This is a genomic window from Paenibacillus sp. NPDC058367, assembly GCF_042723305.1.
In the GTDB taxonomy this organism is placed as follows: Bacteria; Bacillota; Bacilli; order Paenibacillales; family Paenibacillaceae; genus Paenibacillus_AQ.
Genome location: NZ_JBHXIZ010000004.1, coordinates 384514 through 401586 on the forward strand (window position 1 = coordinate 384514; position 17073 = coordinate 401586).

Annotated in this window: 14 protein-coding genes; 12 read left to right on the forward strand and 2 right to left on the reverse strand. The window is 46.4% G+C overall.

The features are described from left to right. Window positions 1-229 precede the first annotated feature (229 nt). Window positions 230-949 carry a 3-ketoacyl-ACP reductase gene (locus ACFWMP_RS22375; RefSeq protein ID WP_341059256.1) on the reverse strand — a complete coding sequence of 240 codons (720 nt, stop codon included), beginning with the start codon at window positions 947-949 and terminating at the stop codon, window positions 230-232. 172 nt (window positions 950-1121) lie between these two features. After that, window positions 1122-2669 carry an FAD-dependent oxidoreductase gene (locus ACFWMP_RS22380; RefSeq protein WP_379424731.1) on the reverse strand — a complete coding sequence of 516 codons (1548 nt, stop codon included), beginning with the start codon at window positions 2667-2669 and terminating at the stop codon, window positions 1122-1124. A 157-nt stretch (window positions 2670-2826) separates the two neighbouring features. Between ACFWMP_RS22380 and ACFWMP_RS22385 the strand changes: the two genes are divergently transcribed. The 12 genes from ACFWMP_RS22385 to ACFWMP_RS22440 all read left to right on the forward strand — a co-directional run bounded on the left by ACFWMP_RS22385 (window position 2827) and on the right by ACFWMP_RS22440 (window position 16862). After that, window positions 2827-4185, forward strand: coding sequence for a spore germination protein (locus ACFWMP_RS22385; RefSeq protein ID WP_341126633.1), 1359 nt, complete (start codon window positions 2827-2829; stop codon window positions 4183-4185). Next, complete coding sequence (locus ACFWMP_RS22390) at window positions 4185-5285, forward strand: GerAB/ArcD/ProY family transporter (protein WP_042194655.1); 1101 nt, start codon at window positions 4185-4187, stop codon at window positions 5283-5285. The genes ACFWMP_RS22385 and ACFWMP_RS22390 overlap by 1 nt, the downstream gene beginning before the upstream one ends. Beyond that, window positions 5282-6379 (forward strand): Ger(x)C family spore germination protein, encoded by a 1098-nt coding sequence (locus ACFWMP_RS22395; RefSeq protein WP_339243834.1) that lies wholly within the window; start codon window positions 5282-5284, stop codon window positions 6377-6379. The genes ACFWMP_RS22390 and ACFWMP_RS22395 overlap by 4 nt, the downstream gene beginning before the upstream one ends. Before the next feature lie 91 nt (window positions 6380-6470). After that, entirely contained in the window at window positions 6471-6866 is a 396-nt protein-coding gene (locus ACFWMP_RS22400; protein ID WP_042131422.1) for a Fur family transcriptional regulator, read from the forward strand. 227 nt (window positions 6867-7093) lie between these two features. Further along, on the forward strand, window positions 7094-9088 hold the full coding sequence (locus tag ACFWMP_RS22405; RefSeq protein WP_379424732.1) for a methyl-accepting chemotaxis protein: 1995 nt from the start codon (window positions 7094-7096) through the stop codon (window positions 9086-9088). A 121-nt stretch (window positions 9089-9209) separates the two neighbouring features. After that, window positions 9210-10022 carry a uroporphyrinogen-III synthase gene (locus ACFWMP_RS22410; RefSeq protein ID WP_339243830.1) on the forward strand — a complete coding sequence of 271 codons (813 nt, stop codon included), beginning with the start codon at window positions 9210-9212 and terminating at the stop codon, window positions 10020-10022. Window positions 10023-10228: 206 nt separating this feature from the next. Next, entirely contained in the window at window positions 10229-10867 is a 639-nt protein-coding gene (locus ACFWMP_RS22415; RefSeq protein WP_042192549.1) for a ThuA domain-containing protein, read from the forward strand. A 95-nt stretch (window positions 10868-10962) separates the two neighbouring features. After that, on the forward strand, window positions 10963-11310 hold the full coding sequence (locus ACFWMP_RS22420) for a phasin family protein (RefSeq protein ID WP_042131416.1): 348 nt from the start codon (window positions 10963-10965) through the stop codon (window positions 11308-11310). After that, window positions 11311-12978, forward strand: a complete 1668-nt coding sequence (locus ACFWMP_RS22425) for an ABC1 kinase family protein (RefSeq protein WP_042192546.1) — start codon at window positions 11311-11313, stop codon at window positions 12976-12978. A gap of 388 nt (window positions 12979-13366) precedes the next feature. Continuing rightward, window positions 13367-15172 carry a DEAD/DEAH box helicase gene (locus tag ACFWMP_RS22430; RefSeq protein WP_076297932.1) on the forward strand — a complete coding sequence of 602 codons (1806 nt, stop codon included), beginning with the start codon at window positions 13367-13369 and terminating at the stop codon, window positions 15170-15172. Between the two features lie 201 nt (window positions 15173-15373). After that, window positions 15374-16237, forward strand: a complete 864-nt coding sequence (locus ACFWMP_RS22435) for a M15 family metallopeptidase (RefSeq protein ID WP_339243826.1) — start codon at window positions 15374-15376, stop codon at window positions 16235-16237. Between the two features lie 148 nt (window positions 16238-16385). Next, window positions 16386-16862 carry a glutathione peroxidase gene (locus ACFWMP_RS22440; RefSeq protein ID WP_379424733.1) on the forward strand — a complete coding sequence of 159 codons (477 nt, stop codon included), beginning with the start codon at window positions 16386-16388 and terminating at the stop codon, window positions 16860-16862. The last annotated feature ends 211 nt before the right edge of the window (window positions 16863-17073 follow it).

The window sequence follows — 17073 nt, forward strand, 5'->3', positions numbered from 1 at the left end:
AGTGTTTTTCCCCAGTTTGATTGCACAAAGTGCAATCAAACCAAGTTTTAGCCGCCACCAGAGACATTCTATTGCACAGAGTGCAATCAGAGCATCGAGAGGAGTTAGAGCCTGAGGGATTATCGATCACAAATTGCAACAAAACAATCCAAGCTTCTTCCTCCTACATCCAGCCGCATTCTCCTGAACAAGTGCAATCAGAGCATGGCGTAGAACCAGCTGCTCCCTTTTATTGCGGATTAGTGGTCCAGAGTCCAGCTGTTTTTAGGAAGACACGATCCGGCAGCTTCAAGGCTGTTAAAGCCAATTCAGCTACATCCTCAGGCTGCATCATGCGGTCTTCGTCACCGATTTTAAGTCCAGCGTTGGAAGCTAATCCGGTGTTAACAGTGCTTGGAGTCAAGGCTACGACGCGGATGTTGTGCTTACGCACCTCTTGTGCGAGGGCTTCGGTCATGCCCATCAGTGCGAACTTAGATGCGCAGTAAGCCGAGCCTGTAGCAAAGCCGCGTTCTCCGGCAGTGGAAGAGATATTGATGATGTTTCCACCGTTCTTCTCAATCATAGCTGGCAGCGCAGCGCGAGTTACATAATAGGTACCGTAAAGATTGACTTGGATATGACTTTCCCAATCGGCAGGGTCCATTTCTACCAAAGTGCCGAATTTTGCAATTCCGGCATTGTTGATTAATGCGTCAAATGTTCCAAGCTCATTTTGCAAGAAAGCAACCGCACGTTCAGCTTCTTCGCGTACAGCGATATCCGCAACGGCAATGCTGACTTTAACGTCGTATACTTCCGTTAAGGCTGATTTTAACGCTTCGAGATCGCCTGAAGTTCTGGAGATCAGGCCCAAATTAGCACCTTCCTTAGCTAGTGCCATGGCTAAGGCTTTGCCGATCCCTTTGCCTGCACCAGTAATCACAACACTCTTTCCTCTTAAATCCATCTCTAACGTCACGCTCCTTTAAACATTTTTGAAGCTAATGCTTCGTTCATGTCCTATTATACCTGAATGCTATAGAGCATTCACAATCGCCGAAGGAAACGATTTGAAAATTTCCATGTATAGCGATGTTATTTTCCATGAATCCATCATTTGTTTCCACGAATGAAATGATTTATTCGTAAAGCTTCGTCAGCGGCACGGATGCAGGTCCCTCTAAGACTTCTCCATCATAGGAGAAACGGGAGCCGTGGCAAGGGCAATCCCAAGAACGGTCGCCATCGTTCCATTCGCATTCACAGCCCATATGTGTACAGGTTCTGTCTACCAGATGAAGCGTCCCTTCCGGATCCTTATAAGCTCCCACACGTTTACCGTCATGGAAGACAACAGCCCCTTCGTCTGCCTTCAAATCACTTGTCTTTTTATGGACGATTTCTACTTTGCCCGCTACAAGCTCTTTTGCCACATTGGCATTTTGAACGAAGAAGCTTTTTAGGCTGGCGCCAGCTTTGAAGCGGGATGGATCGTATAGCTCTGTGTATGGATTATCCTTACGCTGAATCTGATCGGAGATAATTTGAGCGGACAAGGTACCGCTTGTCATGCCCCATTTTCCGAATCCGGTAGCGATATAAATCTCTTCGCTGTTCGAAATCTTGCCGATGTAGGGGACCTTGTCCAGCGTAATTAAATCCTGTGCTGACCAGCGGTAAGGGATCGATTTGATGCCCAGCAAGTGGCCTGCGAACAGTTCCAGATTCTCATAATGACCTATCGTGCAAATACCTTGGCCCGTCTTATGATTCTCACCCCCGACGATAATCAGATTCTGGCCTTCCCACTCCACTGCACGCAGAGAACGGGTTGGTTCGCTGGCACTTAAATACATTCCACCCTCAAAATCCGTTTCGGGCTGGATCGCCAGACAGTAGGAACGTTCAGCATGCAGTCGCGAGAAATATAAAGCACCTCCGTCGTAGAAGGGGAAATGAGAAGCTGACACAGCGTAACGGCAGGTGATACGGAAGTCATTCTTTTCCGTAAAAAGCGTAAGCGTATCGTTCTTCTCCACCTTGTCCGCCATCATCGTATGCTCATAGATCACGCCACCTTTTTCCACGATAACCTTCAACAAGGCCTTCAGATATTGCAGGGGGTGAAAGCGAGCTTGTCCTGGCAGTTTAATCGCACCGCTCGCCATTAGAGGGATAGAGACGTTATCCAGCCATTCACCGGGCAGGCCTAATTGTTCATAGGCTTTATACTCTTCTTCCAACTGTTTAAGCGTTTTATGATCTTCAGCATCAGCGTACAAATAGGCCGCTTCACGTTTCATGTCACAAGACACTTCAAGTTCTTCAGCCGTTTTTAAGATCCAATTCATAGCCTCATTGTTCGATTGATAATAGCGCCGGGCATTCTCCGCCCCGAAATGTTTCAGCAAATGATGATAGATTAATCCGTGCTGAGTGGAGATCTTGGCGCTTGTAAAACCCGTAGTACCGCTGAGGATTTCCCCTGCCTCCAAGAGTGCGACTTTGTATCCGGCTTTGCTTAAGAGATAGGCTGTTGTAATCCCTGTAATACCGCCGCCCACCACAGCGACATCTGTAGAAATATCTTCAGTCAGCTTTGGAAAGGTCGGTAAATCTGTAGTGTCACGCCATATTGATTCTGGAAATTGCGGAAGACCTTGCGTTATTTTACGGTGTGGATCCATCTTATTATCCCTCCATCTGTACAATGCTCATTTCATTTATTACCACAGTCCCGTTAAAAGAAACTCTGTATTCATATGTGCAGTGCATGAATTCAGAGAAATAGTGCCAAAATAAGGTGGCATCCGGGAAGTGCAGGATAAATAGGAGGGATGATCCATGTCAGTTCAACAGGATAAGCACAATGTTTCTCTGGAATGGATCAAGGGTGAGTTGGACGGATTTGCCGATTTAATTGATAGAACGCTCGTTGCACCTTTTGGGCAGATCAACTTACTTTATATTAAAAGCGTTACAGATTCGCAGACGCTCAGTCGCCATGTGATTACGCCGTTCTATGAGATGGGGGATACTAACGCTTACCTTGATTACATTACGACGTATCCGGGCACGGAAGAGGAGACTACGAAGGAAATAGCGATCGATCTTTTGCTTAGTGGCTACGTTCTCCTTAGCATAAATGATGTGATTTGTTTTTTTGACGCGATGAGTACAGAGAGCAGCGGTGTTAGTGAAACGTCTGCAGAAAGCATTTCACAGGGACCTTCAGATGCACTAACGGAGGATATTGCGGTTAATCTGAACATGATTCGCCGTCGCTATCAATCCACTAATCTCAAAATGGAAACCATGATCATCGGCGATGTCTCCAAAACAAAAGTGGCCATCCTATACGACATCAGTCGTGTTGATCATAATGTATTAGCGGAATTAAGGGAGAAGATGAATACCCTAAAGGTTGATATTTTACAGGCTACGGGAGAACTTGAGAAGTTTATAAGCAGTGATAAATTGAGAATACTCCCTAAGTCTATTATTACTGAAAGACCTGATAGAGTTGTGTTTAATTTGTCTGAAGGAAAAGTAGCGATACTCCTGGATACAACGGGATATGCGATAGTGTTGCCCTCTATATTTAATGATTTTTTTACATCCATGGATGATAAGATCCAATTTCCTATTGTGGGCCGTTTCTTAAAGCTACTCCGAATTATCGGTGTGTGCATGACGTTATGGCTGCCTGCGATCTATGTAACACTTACCTCTTATAACCCAGAGATTATTCGTGTGCAGGTTGCACTACTCATTTCGGGAAGTCGCGCGACCGTGCCTTATCCATCTTTTGTGGAAGTACTCTTAATGCTTATGATGATGGAATTTCTGACCGAGGCGAGTTTACGGCTGCCCAAAGCGATTGGTCCTACGGCCACGACAGTCGGAGGTCTAATCTTAGGTCAGGCAGCTACCGCGGCAGGGCTTGTAGGTAATATTATGATTATATTGGTCTCTGCCGTTGCGATATCTAATTTTCTGATTCCTCTGAATATGATGAGCTTGTCGATACGTGTGCTGAAGTACATTTTTCTTATAGCTGCCGCTGTTCTAGGAATGGTTGGTGTAGTGGTCTGTGTTGTAGGATTCGCGATGTATTTATGCAATCAGCGTAGCTTTGGACAACCTTATTTCAGATTGTTTTTTCTTGATAACCTTGGTAAGAAGAAGGGCGGGGAACATTGATGGCCAAAAGCCGTTATTTCTACTGTCTTTTTCTGATGAACAGCTTGATCAACATCATTAATTTTGTTCCTAGGGAGCTAATAGACAGACGCTTTGACGGTGCTTTGTTCTCCATACTAATTGCAACGGTCCTTGGCACTTTGTTTGTCTATATATTTACTGTATTGATTGCTAAATTTCCTGGAAAGGGGTTTCCGGAAATATTTACCCCTCTTCTTCCTAAGCTGCTAGTCAAACCCTTACTAGTGTTTTTTGCGGGGTTATGGTGTGTGGCTGGGGGGGTTACCTTGCTTTCCTTTGTAGATATTACACTGCGATATGTCAGTCCGAATTCAAGCCCATATACTGTCGTGATCGGCTTTCTGATATTGGTCTGCATCTGCTGTCGCTTTGATTCACTATCACTTTTGTATGGTCTTGAAATCATTCTTTTCGTTACATTACCGTTAATTGTCTATGGCATCGTAAAGGCGCTGACCAATCCGGACTTCAATTGGGATTCTGTTCTGCAGATTACTACATACATCTGGCATAAGCCAGATTTGATGAGTCTTTCGGCAGCTACCTTTTCTTTTAGTGGTTATATTAATCTAGCCATCTTTAATCGGGTATTTCATGGGCTAAAGCTAAAGCATGTTTGGATTTTAGGGGTGGAAGGACTTCTCGTACTTCTCGTAACCTTTTTGGTCCCTATCGGTTATTTCGGTACTGTTGCGATTGAGAGACATGTATATACGTGGTTCTCGACGGCAGACAGTATCCGGATAGAATCCTTTATTATTGAACGGATGTTGTTTATTTTTTATTTTGCCTACATGACTTTATCTCTGGTGAGTGTAATTGTTCATTGGCATGTAGGGTTAGGGTTATTCAAAGGTGCTATTTCATCTACGAAAAAAAAATCGCAGAAGGCAGAGCAGTGGAAAGAGTGGCTCATCCTGTGCTTGTTTAGCGGACTGGTCCTCTCCTTAATTTGGATGGATCAATATCAGCTCAACGTGTTGGGCATTTGGTTTCTACAGATCCGCTGGTTTGGTGAGATGTTCTTAATCGCTCTGCTGTTTTATTGTTATCGCAAAGTAAGGAGGCAGAGGTTGTGAGAAAAGCACTTAGTGCAATAGGAATTGTATTACTGCTACTCCTTGCCGGCTGTGACTTCAAAGAAATTGATTTAAGGATATTCGTACTGGCGATCGGTGTTGACCCTGGTGAAGAAGAAGGGACTTTCAAGATCAGCTTGAAACTGGCCATCCCACAGGGGGAAGTTACTAAGATTGATGAGAAGATGCAGATATTAACCGAAGAGTCCCCTAGTATTTCGGAAGCTCTCCGCAGAATGAAGTCAAAAGTGGAGAAGGAGCTTGATTATTCCCATTGTAAATCGATTATTTTGGGAGAAGGGATCGCACGTAAAGATATTCAGCATGTTATGGATTGGGCCGTGCGGCGCAGAGATGTCCAGCTTATTGTGAATTTTGCAGTCGGGCGTCCGGAGGCACTTCAAGTGCTGCAGGTACGACCCGAATCGGAGCGTATTCCATCGAATTCTCTTATTCTGGCGATGAGTGGTCAGGGAACGGAATCTCCTTTTATTGCTAGTGTGTATTCCTTTCAGCTGATGAGAAATATTTATGAGAAGGGTATTGATCCGATCTTGCCGATTATCGAGGCCAAAGGGAAGAGCGAGTTCTTAATTGATAAAATTGCTCTACTGGATAGCGAGAAAATCAAGATGGTGCTTACACCGAACGAAACCCGGCTATACAATCTGCTGTCGCGCTCCAACTTACGGACCAATTTGCCAGCCCATATTGAGGGGGTCATGTATCAGTATTACACAGAGAGATCATCCTCGGACTACAAGATACTAAATACGGAGAGCGGAAAAGCTACTATTCGATACCATATTAAGATTAAAGGGATCCTCGAAGAGAGTAGCAGCCCGGATTTGGTGACACATAGCAAGTTGAAAAAAATTCAGGCAGCTGGCGAGAAAGAATTGGAAGATGATATCTTAGCATTACTGAAAAAAATTCATACGAGCGGTTTGGATCCTTTTGGGTGGGGGCTGCACTATGGAGCTAGACATTTTAATAATGATACCGAAATGGAAGTGTGGAAGGGGCTCTATGCCGGGCTCGATTTTCAGGTCAAAGCTGATGTTAACATCAAATATTCAGGATTGATTAAGTAACTGAGAAAGTAATGAGTGGATAAAAGTGGGATTGACGTTCTTACCTTCACGATTTATACTTGATCTAAAAACAAGTTAGAGGATGATAGCAATGAAAAGTCTAAATTTGACTTCCCAACGTCAAGCCGTTTACGATATCGTCCTTAATTCACATGACCATCCCACTGCTGCGGAAGTAATGAACCGGCTAGTAGAACAAGGTCATAGCTTAGCATACGGTACTGTATATAACTCTCTTCGTTATCTTTCAGATAAACAAATGATTCGTGAGCTTAAGCTTGGTGAGGCTGCCAGCAGATATGATGCCCGCATGGATGATCACCAGCATATCATTTGCGAGGTTTGCGGTGCGGTTGATGAGGTAATGAACCAAGTTCCACGAGACTGGATGAACACAGTGGCCAAGGATACAGGTTATACCATTGGTCATGCTCATGTGGTATTCGGAGGCGTCTGCCCGAACTGCAAGAATAAGAACGTGAACTAGGATGAAAGAACCGGAGCCTTTTGCTACGGTAATGATAAGAAATAGGCTTATTTGAGTAGATCGCTCTCTTTGAGGCGGTCTTTTTGTTGCGTTTATATGACAATTTTTAAGAATGATGAGAAAAATGAAGAAAGATAGGAGGAAAATCGGTTCCAAAGGAGGATATATAATTATATAGTAAGTCTGGTAAATAAGTCCTTCTTTAAGACTCGAAGAGAGAGAGTGTGATGACATCTATGAACAAAAAAGCGGGTATGAGTATCCGAACCAAATTAATTCTGACATACCTATTAGTTCTACTGTTGCCCAGTATCATTATCGGTTGGCGAACCTATCAATCTGCTAGCCATGAAGTGGAAGATCAACTAGTGAACAATGCTACCGAAAGTGTTGAGGCAGTAGATGCAATCATCAACTCGAATATTCAATCGAAAATAGATGCTATTTCTTATTTTGCTGCTGAGTTCACCGCTGAGGGGACCAACAGTGAGGCAAATGGAGAGACGGTAGCTTCTATGAAGGACAGATTAAAGGAATATGCTGTGCTACATCCTGATGTGCTAGATATTTATGTTAGTACAAGCAGAGGGCAATCGATCCATGCTTCGGAAGCCAAGCTGCCCGAAGGCTATGATCCCAGGCAGGAAAGTGCCTATATTAATTCTCTGAAGCACGGGAAAGGTGTTGTGATTTCTCCGGCCTTTCAAACTGTGAATCAGGAAACGGCGATCGCGATATCAACGGTCCTGAAGAGCGGTGACGGGGTAATAACCCTGAATCTCAATCTATCTGCATTAGGAGAATTGACCGCGACCAAGGTGGGCATGGAAGGATATATTATTATCCTGGATAACAGCAAGAAATATCTTGTTCATCCAACAGAGGCTATTGGGCTGGAGTCATCCGATGACTTTATAAAGAAAATGTTTGAGGAAGATCAAGGTACTTTTGATTATGTCTACAAGGGTACGCATAAAAAGATGACGTTTATGGTAAATGAGCTTACGGGCTGGAGAATCGGAGGCACGATAAGCATAGATGAAGTGACTTCAGTAACGAGTGGAATCCGCAATACAGCGCTGCTTGTAATTGTAGCTTCCGTTCTGCTTGCACTGATCGTAATCTATTTTAATATTCAATCTATCTTGAAGCCTCTGATCCGTTTGCGGAAAGCAACTGCCGTGATAGCCAAAGGGGATCTGTCCGAAGACATGGGAGCTTTCCGCAAAGATGAAATTGGCATGCTAGCCGAGAACTTTCAATTAATGGTGCTCAGCCTGCGCGAGATGATCATAGGTGTGCAGGAGATGACGAGTAATGTCTCCTCTTCAGCCGAAGAGCTGACTGCCAGTGCGGAGCAGAATGCCCAAACGATCGAACAAATGACGATAGCGATTCAGGAGGTAGCGGCAGGGACGGAACGGCAGGTAATCGGTGTACGCAAAGGAATGGAAAGTACAGCGGCGACGACAAGCGAAGTAGATCATATTTCCGTATATATGGAGCAGGTGTCTGCGATGATGGACAAGACTTCACTCTCTGCTTCGGAAGGAAATGATTCCGTCATCAGCGTGGTGGATAAGATCAATGGTATCGATAGAACGGTGGGAGAGCTTGGCAGTGTAATCGACAAGCTGAACGAAAGAACCGGTCAAATTGAGGGCATTGTCGGCGTCATCACAGGGATTGCCCGTCAGACCAATTTGTTAGCTCTCAATGCTTCTATTGAGGCGGCCAGAGCTGGAGAGCATGGCCGTGGATTTGCCGTTGTTGCTGCTGAAGTGCGTAAGCTGGCAGAGGAATCAGAGAGATCAGCGCATTTGATTGCAGAGCAGATTACCGCCATTAATAGTGAGATGACGCTGGTGACTCATACGATGGAGGACACAAAGCAGCGCGTAACCGAAGGGATAGAGGCCGTGGATACTTCCGGACGTTCTTTCTCCCGTATCCGTAGAGCGGTCAAGAGTGCCGCAGAGAAGATTGAGGCAATGGGTGGCGCTGTACAGACCTTATTGGTGGAATCAGATCACATGGAGAAGGCTATAGGAGAGATTCGCGGCATCTCTGAAGAAGCGGCTGTGAATACAGAGACCATCGCAACGGCAGCGCAAGAGCAGCTCGCTTCTGTTGAAGAGATGGCGTCTTCGTCTACCGACCTTAGCCGTCTTGCGGAGGAACTGCAAAAGCTTGTGAGTAGCTTTAAAATACACTCCTCCTAGTAATAATATATATTTCATATAGGAAAACGATGCTTTTATCTTCCCTTTTGCAGCCCTTTGCAAGTATACTGATAAACAATAATGTTGGGTTAGGCAACGGAGAGAGGAGAGATAATAGTACATGGCAGAGCAACTGAAGGGGTTCACGGTCGCCTTGGCGGGTCCGCGCAAATCGGAAGAGATGGCCAAGCTGGTGCAAAATATGGGGGGGACGGCGTTATGTCGACCTGCTCAAGGTACTGTCTTTCTTGATGATGAGGCATTGGAGGAAGGATTGAATTCATGGATCAGCCATCCACCTTATTTGGTGATCCTTACCACAGGCATGGGACTGGATGCTCTCTTCCAAACGGCTGAACGCCTTAATATCGCTGAGCGTTTCTTAGAGGTCCTTTCTGGTTCTATTATTGCTGCACGGGGTTATAAGACAGTGAATGCTTTGAAAAAAAGAGGACTTACGCCGGAGGTTCGTGACGACGACGGAAGTACGATCGGATTGATTCGTGGGCTTCAATCTTTGGATTTGAAGGGCAAGGAGGTCGTACTGCAGCTGCACGGCGATCCAGCTCCTCGTATGCTCGCATGGCTGCAGGAGGCTGGGGCGAATACCCGCCAAGTGCTGCCGTATCGTCATACTCTACCAGAACCGGGTGAGCTTGAAAGATTGCTTACAGAAATCATAGAAGGTAAGATTGATGCCGTTGCTTTTACAAGTGCGCCACAATTTCGTTTCCTCTCTCAGTTTGCTCGGGAACAGGGCAAACTGGAGGAGATGCTAAGGTCTTTCGAGGATAAAGTGCTTGCTGTTTCTGTAGGGCGTATTACCTCTGAGGCTCTAAAAGAAGAGGGCCTACAACGTATCATCATGCCTGAGCATGAACGGATGGGAAGCATGATTGTAGAGTTGGGCAAATATGTGGCGGCGAATCGCTAGACCACAGTGTGCGGAAGCTTTACAAGATTTACGTTACTATTCAGAAGCATTCCCGCCGGATTCAATGGGTGGGGATGCTTTTTTACCCGGAAGAGGATGCCTTACGAGTAGTAAACCTGCCATCTGCATGGACATTCGCAGCAGTTTTCCTTAGAATATAGGCAACATGTGATGAATAATAACAATGAATAAGGAGGAGGATCCCCATGGACAAAAGAAAATGTCTGTTACTTGGTGATTATACCCATCCCCGTTTCCATCCACTTCAAGGAGTGGACCAACAAATTAGCGAGATCTTAAATGATTTATTAACCGTTCAGTGTTCAGAAAATAAAAAAATGATGCGTATTGAGCATTTGGGAAGTTATGACTTATGCATTGCCTACAACGAATTATGGAATGAAACTGTATCTCCTCAGCAAACCGCTGGCCTACTCAGCTATGTGAGCGGTGGTGGAGGACTGATTGTTCTTCATACAGGTGCTTCATTGACGAAGCGTAACGAACTAGCTCAGCTGATCGGTGGACGCTTTAATGGTCACACTGCTTACGAGCCAATGAATTTTAAGGTGCTAGAGCATGACATTACTGAGGGCGTTGAAGACTTCCAGCTGGATGAAGAGCCTTATCATTTCGAATTTGATCCGTTCACAGATCGGACTATTCTTCTTCAGTATGAATCGGAGGGTCAATGGCTTCCAGCTGCATGGTGCCACAGCTATGGTTTAGGACGAGTAGTGTTCCTTATGCCTGGGCATCATGAGCCATCCTTCCGCCATCCAGCACTACGTAAACTGATCTTGCAGGCAGCTACTTGGGCTGCACGTATTCCGGTAAGTAACTAAGGGATTTTGCGTTTTTTTGAAATACGCACACAGTGAGGTATACTTTAATCATCAACTCCGTTTGTAACGAAACGGAATCTTTGGGAGGAAGTACTATGAGTGATTTGTTTAAAAAAGCGATCTCTTTAGGAGTGGGCCTCACCATTGTTAGTAAGGAAAAAGTAGAAAAGGTTGTTGAGGAACTAGTGAAGCGTGGGGAGCTTGCTCCTTCGGAGTCTAAGGCCCTTGTTGACCGTCTGATTGAACGCGGTGAGGAAGAGCGAGGTATGCTCAAGTCTGTTGTACAAGAACAAGTACAACGCGTGTTGAAGGAAATGAAGGTTCCTGTACAAAGTGATATTGACGAGCTGGAAGGCCGAATTGCTGTATTGGAGCGTCGATTGGCCGAGCTGGAGGGCATTTCCCATCTAGAAGGAACATCGGCGGAAACGCGTACGGACTAAATGGCAGTACGTATCAGACATGCCGGACGATACCGGTCCATTGCCATGGCGCTTATGCACCATGGTTTTGGCTATATGGTGGAGGAGCTGGGGCTCTATCATTTATTATCCCTTCCACGCCGTCTTGTAACGCAAGAAGCTCATACAAGTCTTACACTCGGGGAGCGGATTCGTCTCGTATTGGAGGATTTGGGCCCAACCTTTATTAAGCTTGGACAACTCGCCAGTACCCGTTCGGATCTGCTGCCTGATTCTATTATTCAAGAATTGGTAAAACTACAGGATAATGTGCCCCCGTTCCCTGTGGAGCGCGTGCGCACGATTGTGGAGCATGAACTCGATCAACGGATGGATGAGATCTTTAATTCTTTTGAGGATACTCCCCTTGCGGCTGCGTCGATCGGTCAAGTGCATAGAGCTGTTCTTCACAGTGGGCAGGTCGTGGCTGTTAAAGTTCAGCGCCCTGGTATACTGCGAACGATGAGTAGGGATTTGGAAATTCTCAAAGATCTAAGCGCCCTTGCTGAGAAGCAGCTAGGCTGGGCGAGGCAATATCAGTTGTCCCGTATGGTAGAGGAATTCTCGAAATCTCTGCTTGGCGAGCTGGATTACGGCCAAGAAGGACGCAATGCAGAGAAAATTGCTCAACAGATGGATTATGACGGAGTATACATACCGGATATTCATTGGGACTATACGTCAGAACGGGTGCTGACGATGGAATATGTGGTAGGGATTACGCTGAGTCGTCGCGATGAGTTATTGAGTAACGGAGTTAAACTTAAGGTTATCGCTCAGCAGCTCGTGGAAATGATGCTAAGGCAAATCTTCATTCATGGCTTTTTTCATGCGGATCCGCATCCAGGGAATGTTATACGAATGGCTGATGGGAAGCTGGCTTTGATTGATTTTGGCATGATGGGGCGGCTGAACGAAGAGATGAAAGAGCAGCTGTCTGCGCTTGTCATCGCACTAATGCGTAAGAATACGGATGCGATGGTCCGGGCAATTTTGCGTCTCGGCGTCATCCCTGAGGATGCTGATCGAGCAGCGTTGCATAATGATATGGATCGACTTCGCGAAGAGTATTATGATGTTCCGTTCAGTAAGATGAGCATAGGCAAAGCGCTAAATGATCTGTTTGGCATTGCTCGCAAGCATCGATTAGTTCTTCCCCCGGATCTAACGATGCTTGGTAAGACGATGCTGACGCTTGAGGGTGTCATTAGCAATTTAGATCCAACGATTAGCATTTTAGAGATGGCAGAGCCTTTTGGACGTGAACTTGTGAAGCAGCGATTTAGTGGTCCCCGATTGCAGCGCAAGTTCCTTGGAGGCGTAGCCGATTTAACGGAGAGTCTTTTAGAGCTTCCTGGGCAGGCAAGGCAGTTATCTGCGCTAATTACTAAGGGAAAGCTAAAGGTAGAGATTGCGGCACCTGAGCTCGAGCATCTGGAGCGAAAGCTGGACCGGGTTGGGAACCGCTTAGCATTTAGTATTGTGATGCTTGCGTTCAGTATCATCATGGTTGGACTCATTATAGGCACTGCGATGCGGGGTCAGCCTTCAGTGTTATGGAATTTTCCTACAGTGGAGATTGGCGGCGTAATAGCGCTTCTGATGTTCCTATGGTTGATCTATGCGATTTTTAAATCGGGAAGGTTCTAACCTGCAGGATAGAATAATTATTATTCTGCAGGTTCACACAAATGCCGTTCTATCAAGTACAATATAAAAGATAACTTTCTAAGCTTAACTTTACTTCTATTGTATAAAGTGGAATGGAACGCAAATGGAGTGCCGTCTAAACGTCCGGTGGATCGCTGCTGCCCAGAAACCGAACTTTGACCGCACTCTTTTAACGGGTCAAGGGATACATGGGACGGAAGAATGCCGGTGACGGGGTTCTTCCGCTTTTGTTTGAATATAGCTGAATCGGAAGCATACGCCCCCAAAAGGACAGTCGGGTTAGGGCTGCCTGAATAGGGCTTTGGAAGACGGAAGTTAAGTAAGAGATGTAATCAAATTTAACTGAGAAAATAGTGAGGTGGAGAATTTGCCGGGATTTAAAGAATTAGGTGTTTCAGAATTACTGTGTACATTGCTTCAAGGTCAAGGCATCGTTAAGCCTACACCAGTGCAACAGGAAGCAATACCGCCATTGGTGCAGGGTTTGGATGTAATTGCAAGAGCGAAGACAGGTACAGGGAAGACATTAGCTTTCTTGCTGCCAATTATGGACAAGATCCACACGGAGCGAGCTTATCCGCAGGCGCTAATTATGGCCCCAACACGTGAGTTGGCTTTGCAGATTACAGAAGAGGCACGTAAGCTGGCGCGTCATACGGATATTAAAATCTTGGCCGTTTATGGTGGTCAGGATGTTGAGAAGCAGCTGCGTAAGCTCGAAGGTGGCAGACATCTTATTATCGGTACACCGGGCAGACTGCTAGATCATATGCGCCGGGAGACGCTCGATCTTAGTGGCGTTAAGATGCTCGTTCTGGACGAAGCGGATCAAATGCTGCATATGGGATTCTTGGAGGATGTAGAGACCATTATTACGGCTGTTCCTTATCGCCGTCAAACGATGTTGTTCTCTGCGACGATGCCAGATCCGATTAAACGTCTCGCAGCTAATTACATGAAAGAGCCTCTGGATATCATTATTAAGAGTGGTTCTCCGATTCCGCTGGATAATATCAAACAGCAAGTCGTGGAAGTCTCGGATCGTAATAAAGAAGAGGCACTCAAAACATTGATTGAACGGGATCGTCCTTACTTGGCTATTATTTTCTGCCGGACCAAACGTCGGGTGTCCAAGCTGAACGAAGCACTCCAAGCAGCAGGTTATGATTGTGATGAGCTGCACGGTGATTTGTCTCAAGGTAAACGCGAAGGTGTAATGAAGAGATTCCGTGATGCGAAGCTGCAGCTTCTTGTAGCTACAGATGTAGCGGCTCGGGGGTTGGATGTCGAAGGTATCACTCATATCTTTAACTACGATATGCCACTTGATGTGGATAGCTATATTCACCGGATCGGCCGGACAGGCCGTGCCGGAGGCAAAGGGCTTGCAATTACGTTCACTTCTCCACGTGAGCAAGATGGACTAGACTTGATCGAGCACGGCATTTCGCAGCGCCTGGATCGTCGCCGTTACGACAAAGATGAATTCGGCGTTGGCGAATTCGTTGCAGTACAAGGCGGCGGACGCCACGGCGGTCGTCAAAGCGGCGGCGCTGAGGCAGCGCGCACGGGCCGCGGACCGAAGACCGGCGGCTCTGGCCGCGGCGGTGCTCCGCGCGGCGAAGGCGGAGCGCGGCAAGGTGGCCGCGGCCGCGGTAAGGAAGCAGGCGGCTGGGGCGCGCCTGCAGAAGGTCGCCGCGGTGGTCGTTCTGATGCGGCGGCTGGCAAGCGCGGCGGCAGCGGTTTTGACGCTGCCGCACCTAAGGGCGGCGGCAAGGCTGCCGGCGTAGTACGAGTAGGCGGCGGCTATGGCGCCTTCGCCTCCAGAGGCGATGCGCCAGCTAGCGGCAACGCAGCAGCGCCTAGCAGTGCCGGTTCGCGCGGTGCAAACCGGAAGGGCGGCCCAAGCACTGGCTACAGCGAGAACGTAGCCAGAGGTGCAGACGGCGGCGCTTACGTTGGTGGCACACCACGAGGCGGCTTAGGCAGCGGCTACGGTACGGGCCCGTCTAGAGGCGGCGGCAAAGGTGGTAAAGGTAGCAAAGGCGGCTATAGCGGTGCCAAGGGTGGCGCTGGTAAAGGCGGCCGCAACAGCGGAAATACGGGTTCCTCACGGGGTGGACGTGGTAGCTCCGGCGGCTTTAAAAGTGGCGGCAGAGGCACATCCAGATAATGTGAGTGGAATTTCATAACTAAAACTTGTTACCATAGGGAAGTTAGCGGACAAGCTAACTCCCTATGGTAACTTTATTTTGTAGGCACAATTATCCGAGCGATATTTGTCTAAAAAAGGATCTTAGTGTAACATTTTTGAAGGAAAGCTTGTCTAATAGATAAATAGAGTGTTTCGACTTCGAGGAGGAAGATCTTGCAGATGTCTAAAAAATTGAAAATAATAATCTTGTTAATTGTCGTTATTGCTGTTGGGTGGGGGATTGGGAAATATACGACGCCTTCTCCTTCTGCTTCAGATAGTAGCGGTTCCAATATAAATGTGCAGGATGATCTTCAAGCTGAGCCTGGTGAAGATGGAAACAGCACCGAAGAGGGCATAACAGACCCAGTGGTAGCTAACCCATCTAATACAACGGATCCCTCTGATCCGTCCGAACCGGATAGTAACGGCAAGGGAAATAGCACTGATGATTCTTTTAAAGAGCCTGACAGCATAGCTGTGATGGTGAATAAGGAGTATGGACTGCCGGAGAACTATAAGCCAACGGATCTAGTCTACCCGGAAGTGCGTTTTACATTTAAAGAGAAAATCGAGAAGCGTATGATGCGTAAGGAAGCTGCCGAAGCATTAGAGAAACTGTTCGCAGGCGCAGAGGAAGACGGGATTTACTTGGCTGGCGTTTCGGCCTACCGTTCTAAGGAAACCCAAACAAGGCTGTTCAATCGTTATGTTGAGAAAGACGGAGAAGAACTGGCTCGTACTTACAGTGCCGTGCCTGGCTATAGCGAGCATCAGACAGGGCTTGCTATCGATGTCTCAGGAAGTGACGGGAAATGTGCTGCGGAGAGCTGTTTTGGTGGAACGAAGGAAGCGGAGTGGCTAGCGCAGCATGCAACCGAATATGGTTATATCATCCGCTTTCCAGAAGGAAAGCAGGACATTACAGGATATAAGTATGAGCCTTGGCATATCCGTTATGTGGGCAAGAATATAGCTACTTATATTGCGGATAAAGGGATTACGCTGGAAGAATATTATGATGTCGTACCCGTATCCAAATAACAGAGTGATAGAGAGCAGTCCTAAGAAATACATAGGACTGCTTTTTTTTATCTTAGTGTTTACAGAAAGTGTCGATAAGTTGCAATCTGTTACAATTCGGGTAAGATACGTAGTGTAGTCTAAGTACATGGAAGGAAGGGGAATTAGGATGTCGATCTACAATTTTTCCGGCGTTACGCCTTCGGGTAAAGAAGTGTCATTTACAGAGTATGAAGGTAAGGTAGTGCTGATTGCCAATACGGCTAGTAAATGCGGACTTACACCGCAGTATGGGGATCTCCAGAAGCTATACGAGCAGTATAGGGATCGGGGACTTGTAGTATTAGGATTCCCCTGCAACCAATTTGCGGGTCAGGAGCCGGGTACAAGTGAAGAGGCAGAAGAATTCTGTCAGATTAATTATGGCGTTACATTTCCTGTGTTTGCCAAAGTGGATGTGAATGGACCGGATGCCAGCCCTCTTTTCAATTATTTAAAAGAGCAGCAGCCGGGTACTGGTGACAGCAGTGATATCAGCTGGAATTTCACGAAGTTTCTTATTGATCGTGGCGGTAATGTAGTAGCTCGTGTGGAGCCAAAGGAATCGCCAGAAACGATGTCAGAACAGATTGAGTCCTTACTGTAGATCATTTAGGGACTGATGAATTGTTATTTTACAAGTATCCTTTCGACCTCGGTCTTTGGCCGAGCCTCGACGGGATTTTCTTTTTTTACATAGGAATATAGAATAGGCGCCTTAAATTTTGTTGTGATAAATTATACTTGACGCTTTACAGAGACCATGTATTCTTTGAAGAGAATGTAATGCCCATGCAAAATATGCATAAAGCGTGGAA